The sequence below is a fragment of the Streptomyces aureocirculatus genome (genome assembly GCF_000720475.1).
In the GTDB taxonomy this organism is placed as follows: domain Bacteria; phylum Actinomycetota; class Actinomycetes; order Streptomycetales; family Streptomycetaceae; genus Streptomyces; species Streptomyces aureocirculatus.
Genome location: NZ_JOAP01000046.1, coordinates 1 through 14,646, shown reverse-complemented (window position 1 = coordinate 14,646; position 14,646 = coordinate 1). Strand labels below are relative to the sequence as shown.

Sequence of the window (14,646 nt, the reverse complement as noted above, 5' to 3'; positions counted from 1 at the left end):
TACACCGGGTCGTGGTTATCGAATCGGCCGTCCTGCCCGCTCGCGTTCAAGCCTCAGCTGCTTCCTGGTCGCCTCACGGGCCCTGTCCCGGAAGTAGATCGCCTCCTTGTGCGTGATCGGCGCGTCGTGGAGGTTGTGCGAGCCCCGCAGGAAGTTCTCCGTGCGGTCGGCGATGGAGTACGCCAGCGCCTGCTCGACTACCGCGCTAGTCTGGCGCACCTCGCCCAGTTCGTCGCGCAGCTTGCGCAGCAACCCGTCCCGCTCGCGGTCGGCGGTTTCGATGTTCGCCAGGCGTGCCACCACGCTGCCCAGCAGCGGGTCGCGGGAGCGGAACAGCTCGACGGCGCGCTCGGTGGCAGGATCGGCATCAAGGTGCAGGTCGAGCTGCGCCAGCAGGAACGCCGTCACCAGCGTGCCCTGGCTCAGCCGCTGGCTGAACTCCCGGGCAGCGATGTCGCTCACACCCAGCTCACGGACTGCGGCTGCTCGCAGCTGCTCCCGCAGCGCGTTCATGATGCTCTCGGGCAGCGCCTTGATGTGCGGCTGGCTCTGTACGCCCGCGAGCCGGAAGCCCGCCTGGGGGAGCGTGGTGGTCTCGGCTGTGCTGGCCGATCCGCCCTTCGTTGCCGCACTCTGCACGGCGTCCTGATGGTCGGTGAGCTGGAGCGAGCCGGGCGTCACATGCTCGGGTTCATCCGGTGTGGCGACGACGTCGTGAGAAGTGACTTCCGCCGCGGCGACGTCTGGCTGTGCCCCGGGAGCCGGAACGGCATCGGCCGCAGGGGTCGCCGGCACACCGCCCGGGAGCGTCCCGGCAGTGCTTCCCTGTCCACCGACGTCACCACCACGCTGGTTGGATCCGTCGGCCCGCTCGGAGCCGCCGGCGTCGGGGTCGTTGTCCGGCTCCAGGTCCAGGCGCTCCTCTTCGGCGTCCACGTCGGGATCAGCCTGCAGACTTTCAACCCCGGGTTGAGGGTCGACGTCGACGGTCTCATCGAGATGCACCTCCGGCTCGGGCGTTGCCACATCAGGTTCAGGCTGTGCCGCCTGGGCCTGGATGCGCTTGAGCTCCTCGCTCCCGCCGTGCCGGTAGGCGTCGAGGAAGGACGTGTCCACCTCCATCACCTCGTCGGTGGGTGTGGCCGCTTCCAGCATCTCTGCGAAGTCCCGGTTCATGCGAGCTCCCCGTCCTCGTCATCCAGGAGGTAGTTGTCACCGCGGGTGAGCCCGATGAGGGAGCCGAAGCCTGTGGTGACGACGCGTTCGAGGTTCGCCGAGTTCTTCGCCAGCGCCGCGACCTGGTCGACAAGCTCGTTGAGTCGCGCGATCTCCAGAGTCGGCAGGTCGTAGTCGAGGTTCTCGCGCCGGATCTTCTCGACCACCGCCTCGGCCACGTACTCGTTCACCGAGGAGAACCCGCGCTTGTCAGCCCAGTACTCCGCGCGCTGCTTGTCGTCCGGATTCAGCCGGACGAACATGCCCTGGCGACCACTACTGCTGCTCTGCGTCGCGCCCGGCGGCTTCTTCTTCGTGCCACGCACGGGCCGTGTCGTCTTCTCCAACTCCTGCGGGACGGCCATGCGAGGCTTCTCCTTGCGCTAGTTGGCTGATCTATGAGCCCATCCTATCGATGCCACTCGATAAGTTACATGCACTCTTTGTGTGTCTTTGCTTGAATGTCAGTAGAGTCGCGGATGTGTCCAGTCAGCCCCCGGGCGGCGCATCGCCGCAGTGGGTGGCCCTGCTCGATTCCTTTCCTCGCGGGCGGTGCCGCCTGCTACGAATCTCACCCATCTTCGCGTGACGGCGAGAAGAGGAAGGGCTCGGTGCGAAGGAGCGCGCCGGGCCTTTCCTCTGTCTGATGGACTTCCGCTCAGGGGCCGGGCGTGGGAGTCGGCGTCGCATTCGTCGTGCAGTCGACGAGCCCCTGGGTGAACCTCGGCGACTGCTAGATCGCCTTGTCCTTGTCGTTCGGCAGGTGTTCGACGATCGACCCGGTGCCGAGGGATGCGCCGCCGGCGAAGAAGTGCAGCGCCTCCTGACTGAAGCCCGCGTTGTGCACCAGGGTCGACAGGCATGTGCCGGCTGCCGCGTAGGTCTTCTTCTGACCCTCGTCCCGGGCGTAGGAGGAGAACATCGAGACCAGGCCCTTGGTGAGCTCGATGGACGAGTTGACCGGCTGATCCGCGCGGACCGGGTAAGCCTGCTTCAGGTCCGGCTTGCCAGCTGCGGGCTCCGCGGCTGCCTTCGGCGGCACGTAGCTCTGAGTCTTGGGGCTGCTGCCGATCGGAAGTACAGCCTTGTCGATGCACGCGTCGAAGTCCTCGCGCAGTGACCACGAGGCCAGGAGTGCAGCGTCATCCTCGCTCACCTTGTTCAATCCATCGAGGACTGCACCCATGTCGTCGCTGTCGGCCTTGACGATGTGGGCCAGTGTTTCCTCCGGCATTCCCGCCTTCCGCGCTGCTCTGGTTTGGCAGGCCCCGCCGTCCTTGCTGGAACTCTCAGTGCCCTGGAAGGCGAGCTTGCCCATCGCCTTGCCGAGGGCCGTATCGGTGACCTTGACGGTGCTCACGGTCGGACTCGGTGCAGGCGGCGCCTGGGTTGTGCTGCCGTCACCACTTGAGCATCCGTTGAGCAAGACGCCCGCGGCCACAGCGAGTGCAGCGGGCACGGGCGCAGCCTTCCTCATCCTCCAGGTCCTCATCGCTTCTCACCCCGCTTCTCTTGTCACCGACCAGTCCGATTGAATCGACTGACCTTCGAGGATATCTTATCCAAGTGCTTATCGAATGGTAGTCAGTGGTGAGTCAGGATGTCTCGAGGTAAGGGGGTGCAGAGGGCGCGCCGAGCGGGGCTCGGGCGCGCAGGGTGCCTGCGGGTCTGTTTGGCGCTCGGGGATCAACGGAGTTGATCCGGAGGGCTCTGTGACACGCGTGTGCGTGTCGGCTGCGGGTGGCCTCTGTCGGGCTGCTGGTCGTGGGCTTCTCATCTCCTCCTACGAAGGACTGCTCGACATGACTGCTCTTACTTCTGCTCAGGCCACCACCGATGTCGATCCACTGCCGCTCACGCTGCACGTGAGCGATGCCCCGAAGACCTGGTGCCGATCGTCTTCGAGGGCGCGAACCCGGTCTACGTCGACAAGCAGGCCGCCGCCCGGCTCAAGGAACGGCCGTACCTCGCCGTCGAGATGGACGACTCGACCTGCTGCGGCCAGTTCCCGCGGACCTGCGTTGCTCGCGTCCATCACCCGCGATCAGCAGCTCGTGCAGGTGCGCACACACTCTGATGCGCGACCGCTTCCAGAAGGAGAGCACCGGCCATGACTATGCATGCCGTGCACGTCCCTGCACCCAGGAAGTCCGGGCCGGTCGTCTACACCGACCAGCAGCTCCTGCACGTGCTCATCCACCTGGCGCAGGGAGAGAACACCCTGGGGCGTCGCACCTTCGAGCAGCGCCGCAGAGGCACCGATCCGTCAGCTCCGCTCTACGAGCGCCGCTTCGGCGGCTGGAACCGTGCGCTGGAGCTCGCGGGTCTCGCTGTGATCGAACAGCCCCAGCAGCTCCAGACTGCGACGACGAAGTGGACCCAGGAGCAGCTCATTGCCGCGATCCGGCAGTGCTTGCGGGAGACGGGCTCCACGACGTTAGCGGCCTACGAGGCCTGGCGCACAGATCCGGCGGACCTGAAGGGTGATGTCCCACCGGCCACCACCATCCGCTTTCGGATGGGCAGTTGGTCGCGGGCCACAGAGCTGGCTTGCGGCTGAAATTCATCGGTATGTGCACAACCGTTCTTTTCGCGCTGCGCGCTGTTCAGCCCTGCCCAAATCCCACTACGACCGAGCCGAGGACCCCATGACCGTCATCGCCGCACCGATCACTGACCTCCTCCTGGCCGACGCTGCGTCGGCTGAGATGACCTGTACGTTCACCGCGCCTGAACTGCTCGGCGACGCCGCGCAGCTGCCCGAGCTGGAGTGGTGCCCCTTCTGCTCCTACGACGAGACCGGCGAGCCGGGCCTGCCCCGCGACATCGTCAATTGCACCGTCGAACCCGCCTTGCCGCCCGAGGACTGGGACCCGAGCTGGGGTCGGGGCCCGCTGTATGAGGTCACCTACCTCTCCTGCGGCCACACCCTGGCCGAGCTCGGCGAGGGTGTGGCTCCCACGCTCCACTCTCCGAAAGGACCTCCCCCATGTACCCCCTGATGGCAATACAGAGCCTGGAGCTCCTCTTCATCGTGCTGGCCATCGTCGCCTGCATCCTGTGGATCGCCCGTGAGATCAACACCCAGACCCGTACGCCGACACCGGCCGCGCAGCGCCCGGAGGCCGACGGGGCCCACACCCGTCGTGCGCATTGCGGCCCTCCGGCCCAACGAGCCCTACGACCACGAGAAAAAAAGGCCTCTGAGGACCGGCACTCCATTCATCTGACCGCCTTCAACTCCTAAGCGCCTGGGGCTGCCGTCCGTCATCAAAATGGAAGGAATCCGCACCGCATGACCAACTCCCGACGGAATCGGATCACCACAGTCGCGGGTCGGCAAGGGACCATGGCGCGCGGCCAGTCACCGACTCGTCGCGAGTCGCACCTGGCGCCGGTGAATCTGACCAAGCCGTACGTCTACGGGCGGAGCGATCCGGCATCCCGGCCGATGGTGCCGGAGGTCAAGCGGCGTAAGCGGCGCAGTGCTCGGGACGTCGTCAAGTCCGTGCTGTCGCTGGCGACGCGCAGGGACGAGCAACCCGCCGAGCGCTCGGAGGGTGAGCCCACGGTCCGGGAGCAGCTGACGTACGCGCGCATCGTGATCGACGACATGCTCCTCGACCTGGATACCGGTGACGTGAAGGACAGGACGCCCGGTCCCTGCTGCGAACGGTCGAGGACATCTACGTTCAGGTATCGGGCGTCGAGGTGATCGAGGTCAAGGATGCGAGCGCGTCAGCAAAAGGGCGAGCCTCAGTTCCGAATGAAGGTCCGTGAGTACGAGGGGCGCAATTTCAGTCAGGCATTTGTCGTGCACGTCGATGGAACGCGCACGCCCATCAGTGGGGAGGAGTGAACGTGGCGAACAAGGAGACCGAGACGGATGGCGAGCCGGGGACGTATATCAGGTCTTCGGCGTTCAGCAGGGAGGTTCGTCCGATCGGTGAGCCGATTACTCATGCCGAGGACTCAGCGGAAATGCTGGCGGAGAACGGGACGCTGGTGCGGGCCCGGCCGCATTACCACGTGCCGACCAGCCAGAGTGGCCTCACGGTGGTCCGGTCGCCGTTCTCCTTTGAGGCGCACGTAAGGCGTGTGATCTGTGACGACATGGTCTTGATCGAATTCGCCTGGAAGACCGAAAGCGCACCGTGGGAGATGACGGGCGCGTTCAAGCCGGGCGAACTGCACAAAGTGCATTTCTGCGAGTGTGCCGCGTGCAAGGGCAAGAACGGAATTCAGGAAAAGGACGGGCGTAATTCAACTTATCGGCCCGTCCGTCGAATAGGCTAGGAGGTAACGCGTAATGGTGAGCGCAGCGCTCGATAAGTTGGCCGTGTGGCGCGACGGACGCAAGGTGCAGCAGGAACAGCTCCAGGCAGCCGAGGACTTCGTCTTTACATGGTCCGGCACTGTCGATCCGGACAGTTACCAGTCCGGCGCGGAACTCTCGTGTGGTGCGACGAACAGGCTCGCCAATCTGTTCCGGGCCTTCTACTTCTGGGGCGCCGCGAACTGGCTCCAGAAGGAGCACGAGCATGGTTCCAACTGCAATAGCGCCGAGCCTCACCCGGAGATCATTGAGGAGAACGAGTGAGGGACCGGAGTGACCAGACCCACATTTTCGACCGCGCCGAGATCACGCCCGCAAGCGGGTCCTGGACTACGACCGCAAGTGGGGATTCGTCGACCCCGTCCAGTGCACGCGCAAGGGAATGTGCGAGCCCGGCGGTGAGTAGCTCAACGGCTGGTACGACATCAAGCACGACGACGGGTCGACATCGCTGATGAACGGCACCCGGCTGACAACCAGGGCCGAGGCCCGAAGGCTAGACCTATCGGAGTGCGGCCACTCGCCCCCGCCGAGCGACGGGGTCGGCACCGGCTATCCCCGGGGTCCCGAGACCGACGAGCGGCGCTGCTATCCGTGCGCGGACGCATGTCAGCGCAAGCAAATGAAGTCGACCGACGTGCGGAGCGGCTACATCGGTTGCATCGGCGATGACCGGAAGCGGTTCGCCACCTGGACCAGCGAGGCGCTGGGCAAGGTCACCAGCTACACGGTCGAGCCGCGGGACCGGTACACGCCCAGCGGCGGCCAGTACCGGATGAGGCGCGTGTTGGTCCGCACGCCGGACGGCTCGACCTGGCGGGGACGCTGCAGCATCGCGACGGACGCCATCACGATCCGACGCATATCCCCGCACATGACCTGCGACGACAAGGGCCCGAAGGATCTTCGCGCCCCGATCAAACCGCACGCGGCACCGTTCGAGATTCCCTTTCCCACCATCGAGATGGCCCGCGAGTACGCCGAGGACTGGCACGAGTACCCGGACGGAAATCGGCGCAAGAAAATCCTGTTCAACATCGTCGGGGACCAGGACACGATCGTGCGCTGGTCGTCGTACGGCGTCAGCATCGGCCATGAGCTGGCAGCCGGCGCCTACGCCTGAGCCGATCGACCGGCTCTGGTTCTTCATGCTCCAGTTCTACGTGTTCCCCGCCGCGGAACAAACGGCCGAATGGGTCGACACGGCCGACCGGTTCGTAGAACTCAAGCCGCGTCGCGATGACATGGAGTCTGATCCGGCCGCCGGGTATTGCGTGCGCCATATGAAAGCACACATGCGTAACGGCGAGGCGAGATGTCGAATGGTGGTCCACGCGTACGTGGGCCGCACGTCAACCGACGTCTGAGCAGTGGCAATCCAGGACGCAGCAGAAACGCCGCGCCCCGGGCTGTCGACTGTCAGACGCAATTACTGTCCCGAGGAGGACTCGTGCCCACCCATCACAAGAGGCCCGAAAAGAACTACGTGAAGCCTGGTGACACCGTGGTAGTGAAGCTCGGATGGTCCGAGTGCATGATGAGCCTCGGTCTCGCCGGGAAGTTCAGGCCGGTCCGCATTCTGGAGAATGACGGGCTCGGGCAACTCCTGTCGGTCGAGACCGGACACGAGTACTCCATGCCGAATCCGCTCGGTTGGATGAGTTTCTACAAGGACAGCGAGGGGTGGTACTCCCACGACGTCTACGAGATTGGCGCATCCCGCACCATGACCCATACGACCGGCCGTTTCTACGTGTACGTGGACGGCAAGCAGCTCTACGGCGTCCAGTCCCTGCGGTTCAAGGAGATGCGCGACGCGGCCTGTGAGATGCACGGCCGGGACAAGCCCACCCCCAGCGCCGAAGTCCGGTTCGTCGAAAACAGCCGCTGCCTGCCCACCTGGTGGTCGCGCTCCGTCGCCGTGCCGCTTGACACCGAGATCCGTGAGGACACCACCCGGGCGTACCGCGACACGTGGATCGACCTGCCGACCCACTTCAACCTGTTCGCCGGTCGATACCACTTCCAGGAGGTCTGAACGTGATCGTTGGCTACAGCTACGCGGCAGAGAACCTGTGCCCGAGCTGCACGATCAAGGTGATGCGGGCAAGCGGCATCACGGTGCAGCGCGGCAAGCCGCATGAGGAAGCGATTCGTAAGGCGGCCGAGAAACTCGGTATCGACGTCGACGACGAGCACTCCTACGACTCCGGCGACTTCCCCCAGCCGGTAACGGACCAGCAGTGCGAGACCGAACTGACCGAGCTACCGGATGCCGAGCCCGGCGTGTGCCACGCCATTTCCGATGAGCGGTGCTCCGGCACCAACTGCAACAAGTGGCTGAAGCTCGGGGAGAAGTCGCCGACCGAGGCCGGTCTGACCCGCTGGGTCCGCGACGACTACGAGCTGCCGCAGGCCTTGGCCCGAGAGATCGCCAAGAAGTTACGCGAGTGGGGCCTGTCGCACCCGGAGTTCATCACGGAGGATAACGTCCGCCGGGCCGCCGCGACGTTCCCGCATGACTACACCGCCGTGCACGCCGAGGGCAACCCGCAGCGCATCGTGCTGATGCCCACGCCGCAGCACGACAACGACCCCTGCTTCTACTGCGGCCAGTCGTGGGAGAAGCACACGTTCATCTGCACCACATGTGGCACCCACGTGTCGGCCGATGCGCCGCACGGGCACGAGGTCCAGGTCAAGGGGCAGATTAAGTTCCGTGAGGCCAAGCCCCCATGCCCGCAGTCTCCGAGCCGTACGACGCCAACGGATCGCACGGCGTTCTGACCGGCGTGCTGGCAGCGCTCCGCAGCACTCAAGGCCGAGGCGTGAAGCTGACGCCGGTCCAGAGCGGATTCCTGGAGCACTTCGGTGCGATCGACCAGGGGGCCCGCGAGGGCGGCCAGCATCCGGACGCCTGGCACGCCAAGCCCGGCACGCAGACCGGTCACCCGCACATGACGGCTCTCGCCATCGCAGGTGACCGGGTGATCTCCGAGAAGAATCGCAACATCCTCAAGGGCAAGGCCGAGACCCTGCGATCGGCGATCGAGGCGTGGAAGCAGCTCAAGCGGGAGGGAGACAACCCGCGCGGAATCCGCGAGGAGTTGGAGCGCGTGGCCGAGGAGGCGTCCCACCTTGCGAAGCACCTTCAGATCCTCGGAGTGGTGGACGACCTTTTCGAAGACTGGGAGATCTAAAAGCCCGCCCGGCCGACGAGCAGCGATAGCCGTCCTGACCTATGCGGCATTCGGCGGGTTCGATTCCCGTACCGGGCGCTTGTACACATTTGTCTCAGCAGCAGAAAGGGAAACCATGGGTGCGAGCATGCGTGAAATGCGCGAGTCGGCTCGTGAACACCTCGAATGGGAGGGTCGCGACCCGGAGCGGTACAACATCGACGGCATCGTTCGGGATGCCTGGGTCAACGGCAACGGGTCGGACGAGGTGTGGAAGGCGGCCGTCGAGAAGCACCACATCCGGTTCATGGTCGGTGACTGGGTGCGCATCACGGTGGAGGTCGAGGACGGTTTCACCGAGCACCACTACGGTCTGATCGAGAACTTCCGCAAGCCCAACGGGAGTTTCTACCGCCGTAACGTGGCCAAGCCGTACGCCGCTTTTCTCCAACCGGAGCACACCCGCAGTCACGTCGTTCCGCTGTCCGAGCTGGTCGCGGAGATCGAGGACTTCGAGATCGTCACCGAGTGGTCCCAGGTCCACGAGGGTGGACCGCAGCACAACTACGGGGTCTACCAGTGCATCGGCGGACACGGCCCCTACCCGCCGCCCGCCACGTTGATGGTGATCCACAAGGTGTCCGGGCGGAAAAAGCGGTTCTGCGACGCCTGCAACACCCCGGAGAAGCGGGCCGGCCTCGCCGACGAGGCACTGATGTACCAGCGCAACGCCAAGCAGACGATCTTGAAGCTACGCGTGAACCCGACGCTGATCACGGGACCGGTCACCGACCACCGAGAGGTGTGGGAAAAGTCTGACGCCGACGTGTACCGGGAGTTCGCTGACACCTTCCCCTGGCTCGTCCCGGCCAAGGCAGCCGAGATGTACGCCGCATGGAAGGAGCAGCAGGGTGCACACGCCGCTGCGTAAGACGTGCATGACGGGCGGCTGCCAGAGCAGGGCGACCCACCTCCTGGAGTACAACGACGACTCCCCGCTCGCGGACAACGTGCGCCGGGTGCACGACCAGGTGTGCGAGGAATGCGGCAACAGTTACATGCGCACCAACCGGGTCAAGCGCTGGCGCCCGTACCTGGCCCGCAACGGTGCCGCAGAGCAGAGCATGCCGCCGAGGATCAGGGTCCGGATTCAGTTCGACGACGAGCCCGGCGCGTACCCCCGGGATAGCGACTGGTGGGACGTCAAGGACGCTGCAGAAATGCGCGCGGGTCTGCTCCAGATGTACGTCATCGACAGCGTCGGCGAGGTCATCACGGAGTGCCCGAACCGGCTGGCCGGCCCCGGCTTCGAGGGTGTCTACCAGCGGCCCGCCGAAATCGAAGAGAAGTGGCTGGCGTACTGCGCCGCCGATCACTGGACCCCGTATTTCGGGATCGGGGCCGGCGACTTGGTCACCTTCGGCGGAGAAAACCTGCTCGTGGTCAGTTACGACCAGGTCGACCAGGACTACGGCGACATCGGTGCCAACACCGGATTCATTCTCTGTCAGCCCACCACCACGACGGCCGTCCGCCTCCTGGCGTGGGTCGAGGAAATGAAGAAGGTCAGGGAGGTCACGACATGACGAAGGAAAAGCGCACCCCGAGAGCGACAGTTCAGGGGGGACGATCGTCCAGGCCCCGGCGCTCGGAGTGGCGCGGCGAGTTCGACGGCGTGTTCCTCGGCGAGCGAGACGGCGAATGGATCGCGGGCCGCATGTTCGTCGGCAAGAGCATGCACGACGGGTTCGGTGAAAGCGGCGAGTGGCGGTATGCGACCTGCTACGACCTGCCCAGGGAGCACGAGGTGTACCGGGCCCACGACGCGCTGAACGAGTACATCCGACTGGCGAAGCTGGCCGGGGACTGCTGGAACTGCATCTTCGACCAGCGCGCCGGTGAGGTGATCGACCGGTACTGGGCCAGGCGCGTGCCGCTGGACGACGTGGCGGACATGCCAGCGCTAAGGGTGCGCCCCGGCCTCCTGGGGGAGGGCGGCATCCGGAGCGGCTCCTACATGCTGCCCGCCGTGGAGGCGAAGTATGACCTGCTGAAGCTCATGCGAGGCGCGCTATCGGTACGTGAGATGTTCGCGACCCGAAGCAGTGCAAGCCCAGCTTGGAGCTACACCAGGCGTACCAGGCCGTCATCGAGGCGGCCGGCCCCGTGAGGCTGACCCTGGCCGGCGACCACTTCTCCCTGTCGTACGACGGCACCTACAACGACGGCGAGAACTGGGGCCGTACGTGGCACCGCAACCCGCACCCGACCGAAGGGCCAACCCGTGATCGATCTCCTCGATGAACTTTGTCGCGCCCACAGATGCGTGTTCACCTGGCAGTACGCCGGGTCGGAACGGCAGAGCGACGACCACACCGTGTTGCAGAAGTTCGAGATCCAGATGTACGCCGGCGGCGGAGCACGCGGCGCCAAGCTGAACATCTTCGTCACCGACGACCTGGCGGCGGGCATCCTGCGGCCGGACGACTACCCGTACTACCCGCTGGTCGGCGAAGAGCTGCTGACGTGGAAGCTGTGGACCACCGTCTTCGACGACGCCGACGCGCAGGTGAAGAAGGCACCGGGGGACCGGGACAAGTACTGGCCCTACGCCGAGCATCTCTTCGGCCGCGACGGACTGATCATGCTGCTCGCCCTGTACCGCCAGCTCGTCAAGGTGGACGTGGAGGCCGACATCCCGGTCCGTGTCCGCTACGTGCACGAGTCCGGCCACCGGCTCTCGAACACTGGCCGCTCGTACAAGAACCTGCGCAGCGGCGCGTATTTGTTCAGGTGCGTCGACTGCAAGCGCGTGGCACGCCTCGCCGAATTCCGCAAGCACGACTGCTGGATTCCCATGTTCGTCGACCTGGAGTACCGCGGGAACTACCGGCAAATCTCCTGTCACTTCGCTGACCCGCAGCGGGCGAACAAGTACAGCAGCCCCGACTTCGCGATCTGGCACCGGGGCGCTACGACCGTCGCGTTGTACGAGGCCAACGGATTCGACAGGGGCACCCTCGACGTGGCGGAGGGCATCGAATTCGACGACCTGTTGGCCGCGATCATCGACAAGTGGGGCAACCTCTCCACCGTCCAGTTCTCGATGCGGCAGTACCCGAGCACATGACCGAGCCGCAGTCTGCCCTTCAGGTTCGTGCGCCGCACGATCACGTCTGTCAGCGGCTACGAGGCCCAGCACCGGACCGATCCGCTGGTCTCCTACGGCTTTGTGTGGGAGCACATCAGCGGCTCGAACTGAGTCGCCGAGTACCTTCCCACCCTTTGCAACGGCGGCGGAATCCCCGGATTCGCGAGCCGCTAGATGGCCGCCTATTTCGTCTACCGATACAACAAGCCGGAGCCGTCCGGCCAGAAGGACTGAGCACGCCGGAGCCGAAGTTCCGTGTCTACTGGAAGGAAGCGGAGAAGTGAGCCTGGCTCGAACGGTTGAAGTGGTCTGGTACTACCGGGACCCGCGTGGCGGCCTGGGGCAGGACGAGACCGCGGAGCGCAAGACGGACGTGGTCCTGCTAGAGAAGTACGCTGACGAGCACAACATGTCACTGGACGTTTTCGGTGAGGTCCGTCGCTCCCTGGCCGTGAAGTACTTCGGAGAGAGCCTCAAGGGCAACAACATCTTCGCCGACAGCATCACGAGCGTCTGCAACTGCGAGTCGACCGAGGCGTGCGAGTACGCCGAGTTCGACGGCCACCGGTTCAGCCTCTGCGACGGCTCGCGTATCGGCAGCATGACGATCCGCGAGAACGTGCCGAACCCGCGCGAGGGCTACCCGAACTCCAAGCTCGGAGTGGAGAACGTCAACAAGCAGTGGGCCGAGCTGACGCTGGCCGCGATCATCGAGCAGGAGGGGCACCGGTGAGCAACGTGCAGGAGCACCTGGCGAAGATGCTGCGGATCGTCGGCATTGAGAAGATCACCGCTCGGACATCGAGAAGGTGTGGGTCCGCATCCGGATGTGGGGGGACGCCGTCCGGTGCTCCCGCTGGGACGCTGACGCCGACGAGCAGCGGTTCACAACGCCTGAGGAAGTCCGAGAGAAGTCGGCGTGGCCGCAGCCGACGGCATGAGGAGGCTGACGGACGTACAGTCCGACAGGCAGCTCGCTCACAGCGTTCGGGTCGAGGCCGAGAAGTCGTACGCGTGCCTTACCCGCTTCAACTGAGTACGTGCTCAGGGAAGACGAGGCCTTCGTCCAGGAGAACGGGCGCGTCTTCATCTTCAAGAGGAACCCCTGACCAATGAAAATCGCCGTTGTCAGCTCGACCGCGCTGCTCACCACGCCGTGGGGCAGCCTCCACCACATGCCGCTTCCAGCACCGAGCGCCTTGGCCCAGGGTCTCGTGAGCTCCTACCGCCTGATCGGACGACTACAGCAGGCGCACCAGGCAGAAGGCAGCGCAGAAGAGTGGCAGTCCGTAATGAGGATCATCACGCACGCTGCCGCAGCACGGGCCAGGACTTTCGGGCCCTCGGTGACCACGATGTCGAGGCCGTCGACCATGTGCTCCAAAGCGCCTCTCCGCGCGAGATAGACACGCACTTCAGAATCGAAACCAGAACGGAAGTTGGTAACTACTATGGGAAACGCCTCAAGGCCCGGATCCGTCGTCGTCCGTGAAATCGACCACGACCCGTTCCAGGTAGAAGGAGAGCAGTACCTAGTTCGGGAATTAGTCTGGAACGGCACCGATGGCCGTTCCTACGATTTGGTGCGCCGCCGTGATGACAAGGTCCTGACCGAAGAGTCGTTCGACAGGCATCCCACCGACGCCCAGATTGCAATGGCACTCGAAGATTACGGCGAAGAGGTCGAGCTGGAGACGTGCAAGTTCTGCCGGGGAAAGATCCTTCTGGCCACGGCGCACCTGCACGACAATGGCTATGTGGGGGATACCTGCTGCTGGGACGAGCGGTTGCGCGCAACTGCATAGCCCCGTCCTTCTCGTCTCGGATGCGTTGGCCCCTGCGCCTTCGCGGCCGCCGTCGTCCGCCCTCCGTCCCGGCGTTCCCACCTGCGGCGGGCCAGGCGCCCGTCCTGCTCGCCGCTTCCCGCCCTGACCTCGGCATGGCCCCCCTCGGGCCGTGCTGCCGGTCCGGAGCAGAGGAAGTCCATCAATTCTTCTGCCAGCATGTTGACGTGAGATCTGCAAGTGATCAGAGGCCCTCGGAGGCTACTGTCCAGTTTCTACGCTCCGCGTTCGGATCAGCCGGCTTCATTTGGAGCTCTGCCTCTGGCCGGTTGTGGGAGATCGCGAAGCCGTTGCTTCCGCCGTCGAGAGTGCGACCGCAATGGCGGCGGAACAGCGAGTACCCCTGATAAGACGCTGTTCGCCGCGATCGCCTATGTGCTGGTCAGCGGATGTGCCTGGCGGCAGCTGCCGCCCTGCTTTGGGATCTCGAAGTCGACTGCTCATCGGCGGTTCCTGATCTGGTCCAGAGCCGATGTCTGGGGCCGGCTGCACGAGGCCGTGCTCCACCAACTCGATGGCGCAGGCCTCATCGACGTCACCCGCGTTGTGCTCGACACCGCCCACGTCCGCGCTAAAAAGGGGGCGAACACACAGGTCCGAGCCACATGGACCGGCGCAAGCCGGGTACCAAGATGCACATCCTGTCGGACGCGAACGGACTGCCCCTGGTCGTCGGGATCTCCGCGGCGAACGTCCATGACAGCGAGGGACTGAAGCCGGTGATGGCGGGACTCCAAACGCGACACGACCCGCATCGCGGCCGTGATTTCAAACCCCAGCGCCTCCATGCGGACAAGGCTTACGATACCCCTCACCTGCGACGATGGCTCTGGGGCAAACACATCGGCGTCCATATCGCACGCAAGGGCATCGAATCCAGCGAACGATTGGGACGTCGCAGGTGGGTCATCGAGCGAACCT

General features: G+C 65.0%; 22 protein-coding genes and 1 pseudogene. 20 read left to right on the top strand and 3 right to left on the bottom strand.

The features are described 5' to 3' along the window. Positions 1–15: 15 nt before the first annotated feature. The 3 genes from IG78_RS0132500 to IG78_RS0132490 all read right to left on the bottom strand — a co-directional run bounded on the left by IG78_RS0132500 (position 16) and on the right by IG78_RS0132490 (position 2,575). Complete coding sequence (locus IG78_RS0132500) at positions 16–1,176, bottom strand: hypothetical protein (RefSeq protein ID WP_030570147.1); 1,161 nt, start codon at positions 1,174–1,176, stop codon at positions 16–18. Further along, complete coding sequence (locus IG78_RS42995; RefSeq protein ID WP_030570144.1) at positions 1,173–1,580, bottom strand: hypothetical protein; 408 nt, start codon at positions 1,578–1,580, stop codon at positions 1,173–1,175. Before IG78_RS42995 ends, IG78_RS0132500 begins: the two co-directional genes overlap by 4 nt. A 368-nt stretch (positions 1,581–1,948) precedes the next feature. Further along, the gene (locus tag IG78_RS0132490) at positions 1,949–2,575 is read right to left on the bottom strand and encodes a hypothetical protein (protein WP_030570141.1); all 627 of its coding nucleotides are present in this window, start codon (positions 2,573–2,575) and stop codon (positions 1,949–1,951) included. Positions 2,576–3,103: 528 nt separating this feature from the next. Between IG78_RS0132490 and IG78_RS0132485 the strand changes: the two genes are divergently transcribed. The 20 genes and pseudogenes from IG78_RS0132485 to IG78_RS48530 all read left to right on the top strand — a co-directional run. Beyond that, on the top strand, positions 3,104–3,292 hold the full coding sequence (locus tag IG78_RS0132485) for a hypothetical protein (RefSeq protein WP_030570138.1): 189 nt from the start codon (positions 3,104–3,106) through the stop codon (positions 3,290–3,292). A 33-nt stretch (positions 3,293–3,325) separates the two neighbouring features. Continuing rightward, positions 3,326–3,775 carry a homing endonuclease associated repeat-containing protein gene (locus IG78_RS0132480; RefSeq protein ID WP_030570134.1) on the top strand — a complete coding sequence of 150 codons (450 nt, stop codon included), beginning with the start codon at positions 3,326–3,328 and terminating at the stop codon, positions 3,773–3,775. An 88-nt stretch (positions 3,776–3,863) separates the two neighbouring features. Further along, positions 3,864–4,217 (top strand): hypothetical protein, encoded by a 354-nt coding sequence (locus IG78_RS0132475; RefSeq protein WP_030570131.1) that lies wholly within the window; start codon positions 3,864–3,866, stop codon positions 4,215–4,217. After that, complete coding sequence (locus IG78_RS0132470; RefSeq protein ID WP_157855943.1) at positions 4,217–4,462, top strand: hypothetical protein; 246 nt, start codon at positions 4,217–4,219, stop codon at positions 4,460–4,462. The genes IG78_RS0132475 and IG78_RS0132470 overlap by 1 nt, the downstream gene beginning before the upstream one ends. A gap of 48 nt (positions 4,463–4,510) precedes the next feature. Then, the gene (locus IG78_RS49635; RefSeq protein ID WP_157855942.1) at positions 4,511–4,930 is read left to right on the top strand and encodes a hypothetical protein; all 420 of its coding nucleotides are present in this window, start codon (positions 4,511–4,513) and stop codon (positions 4,928–4,930) included. Between the two features lie 146 nt (positions 4,931–5,076). Beyond that, on the top strand, positions 5,077–5,511 hold the full coding sequence (locus IG78_RS0132460; RefSeq protein ID WP_030570086.1) for a hypothetical protein: 435 nt from the start codon (positions 5,077–5,079) through the stop codon (positions 5,509–5,511). 13 nt (positions 5,512–5,524) lie between these two features. Next, the gene (locus tag IG78_RS0132455) at positions 5,525–5,815 is read left to right on the top strand and encodes a hypothetical protein (protein ID WP_030570084.1); all 291 of its coding nucleotides are present in this window, start codon (positions 5,525–5,527) and stop codon (positions 5,813–5,815) included. Between the two features lie 358 nt (positions 5,816–6,173). Continuing rightward, the gene (locus tag IG78_RS0132450) at positions 6,174–6,674 is read left to right on the top strand and encodes a hypothetical protein (protein WP_030570081.1); all 501 of its coding nucleotides are present in this window, start codon (positions 6,174–6,176) and stop codon (positions 6,672–6,674) included. Next, a complete protein-coding gene (locus IG78_RS0132445) occupies positions 6,646–6,918 on the top strand; it encodes a hypothetical protein (protein WP_030570078.1) in 273 nt (90 codons plus the stop codon). The genes IG78_RS0132450 and IG78_RS0132445 overlap by 29 nt, the downstream gene beginning before the upstream one ends. Positions 6,919–7,001: 83 nt before the next feature. Continuing rightward, positions 7,002–7,589 (top strand): hypothetical protein, encoded by a 588-nt coding sequence (locus tag IG78_RS0132440; protein ID WP_030570075.1) that lies wholly within the window; start codon positions 7,002–7,004, stop codon positions 7,587–7,589. Between the two features lie 2 nt (positions 7,590–7,591). Beyond that, complete coding sequence (locus tag IG78_RS44420) at positions 7,592–8,338, top strand: hypothetical protein (RefSeq protein ID WP_051853117.1); 747 nt, start codon at positions 7,592–7,594, stop codon at positions 8,336–8,338. A 41-nt stretch (positions 8,339–8,379) separates the two neighbouring features. Next, positions 8,380–8,751 (top strand): hypothetical protein, encoded by a 372-nt coding sequence (locus IG78_RS0132430; RefSeq protein ID WP_157855941.1) that lies wholly within the window; start codon positions 8,380–8,382, stop codon positions 8,749–8,751. Between the two features lie 127 nt (positions 8,752–8,878). Beyond that, complete coding sequence (locus IG78_RS0132425) at positions 8,879–9,661, top strand: hypothetical protein (RefSeq protein ID WP_157855940.1); 783 nt, start codon at positions 8,879–8,881, stop codon at positions 9,659–9,661. Then, positions 9,642–10,316 (top strand): hypothetical protein, encoded by a 675-nt coding sequence (locus tag IG78_RS0132420; RefSeq protein ID WP_031129506.1) that lies wholly within the window; start codon positions 9,642–9,644, stop codon positions 10,314–10,316. Before IG78_RS0132425 ends, IG78_RS0132420 begins: the two co-directional genes overlap by 20 nt. After that, positions 10,313–10,900: a hypothetical protein gene (locus IG78_RS0132415; protein ID WP_030570060.1), complete on the top strand. Its 588-nt coding sequence runs from the start codon at positions 10,313–10,315 to the stop codon at positions 10,898–10,900. The genes IG78_RS0132420 and IG78_RS0132415 overlap by 4 nt, the downstream gene beginning before the upstream one ends. After that, a complete protein-coding gene (locus IG78_RS49630) occupies positions 10,897–11,034 on the top strand; it encodes a hypothetical protein (protein ID WP_157855939.1) in 138 nt (45 codons plus the stop codon). The genes IG78_RS0132415 and IG78_RS49630 overlap by 4 nt, the downstream gene beginning before the upstream one ends. Positions 11,035–11,056: 22 nt before the next feature. Next, positions 11,057–11,860, top strand: coding sequence for a hypothetical protein (locus IG78_RS0132410; RefSeq protein ID WP_030570057.1), 804 nt, complete (start codon positions 11,057–11,059; stop codon positions 11,858–11,860). A 301-nt stretch (positions 11,861–12,161) separates the two neighbouring features. Continuing rightward, the gene (locus IG78_RS0132400) at positions 12,162–12,614 is read left to right on the top strand and encodes a hypothetical protein (RefSeq protein WP_157855938.1); all 453 of its coding nucleotides are present in this window, start codon (positions 12,162–12,164) and stop codon (positions 12,612–12,614) included. A 718-nt stretch (positions 12,615–13,332) separates the two neighbouring features. Further along, entirely contained in the window at positions 13,333–13,686 is a 354-nt protein-coding gene (locus tag IG78_RS0132390) for a hypothetical protein (RefSeq protein WP_030570048.1), read from the top strand. Positions 13,687–13,970: 284 nt separating this feature from the next. Further along, positions 13,971–14,646: pseudogene (locus IG78_RS48530) on the top strand (IS5 family transposase); the annotation flags it as partial.

What these genes read in the sequence shown, in the direction of transcription:
- IG78_RS0132500 (WP_030570147.1), bottom strand. Translation starts at nt 1,176, where the DNA reads ATGAACCGGGACTTCGCAGAGATGCTGGAAGCGGCCACACCCACCGAC.
- IG78_RS42995 (WP_030570144.1), bottom strand. Translation starts at nt 1,580, where the DNA reads ATGGCCGTCCCGCAGGAGTTGGAGAAGACGACACGGCCCGTGCGTGGC.
- IG78_RS0132480 (WP_030570134.1), top strand. Translation starts at nt 3,326, where the DNA reads ATGACTATGCATGCCGTGCACGTCCCTGCACCCAGGAAGTCCGGGCCG.
- IG78_RS0132475 (WP_030570131.1), top strand. Translation starts at nt 3,864, where the DNA reads ATGACCGTCATCGCCGCACCGATCACTGACCTCCTCCTGGCCGACGCT.
- IG78_RS0132470 (WP_157855943.1), top strand. Translation starts at nt 4,217, where the DNA reads ATGGCAATACAGAGCCTGGAGCTCCTCTTCATCGTGCTGGCCATCGTC.
- IG78_RS49635 (WP_157855942.1), top strand. Translation starts at nt 4,511, where the DNA reads ATGACCAACTCCCGACGGAATCGGATCACCACAGTCGCGGGTCGGCAA.
- IG78_RS0132455 (WP_030570084.1), top strand. Translation starts at nt 5,525, where the DNA reads ATGGTGAGCGCAGCGCTCGATAAGTTGGCCGTGTGGCGCGACGGACGC.
- IG78_RS0132450 (WP_030570081.1), top strand. Translation starts at nt 6,174, where the DNA reads ATGAAGTCGACCGACGTGCGGAGCGGCTACATCGGTTGCATCGGCGAT.
- IG78_RS0132445 (WP_030570078.1), top strand. Translation starts at nt 6,646, where the DNA reads ATGAGCTGGCAGCCGGCGCCTACGCCTGAGCCGATCGACCGGCTCTGG.
- IG78_RS0132425 (WP_157855940.1), top strand. Translation starts at nt 8,879, where the DNA reads ATGCGTGAAATGCGCGAGTCGGCTCGTGAACACCTCGAATGGGAGGGT.
- IG78_RS0132415 (WP_030570060.1), top strand. Translation starts at nt 10,313, where the DNA reads ATGACGAAGGAAAAGCGCACCCCGAGAGCGACAGTTCAGGGGGGACGA.
- IG78_RS0132390 (WP_030570048.1), top strand. Translation starts at nt 13,333, where the DNA reads ATGGGAAACGCCTCAAGGCCCGGATCCGTCGTCGTCCGTGAAATCGAC.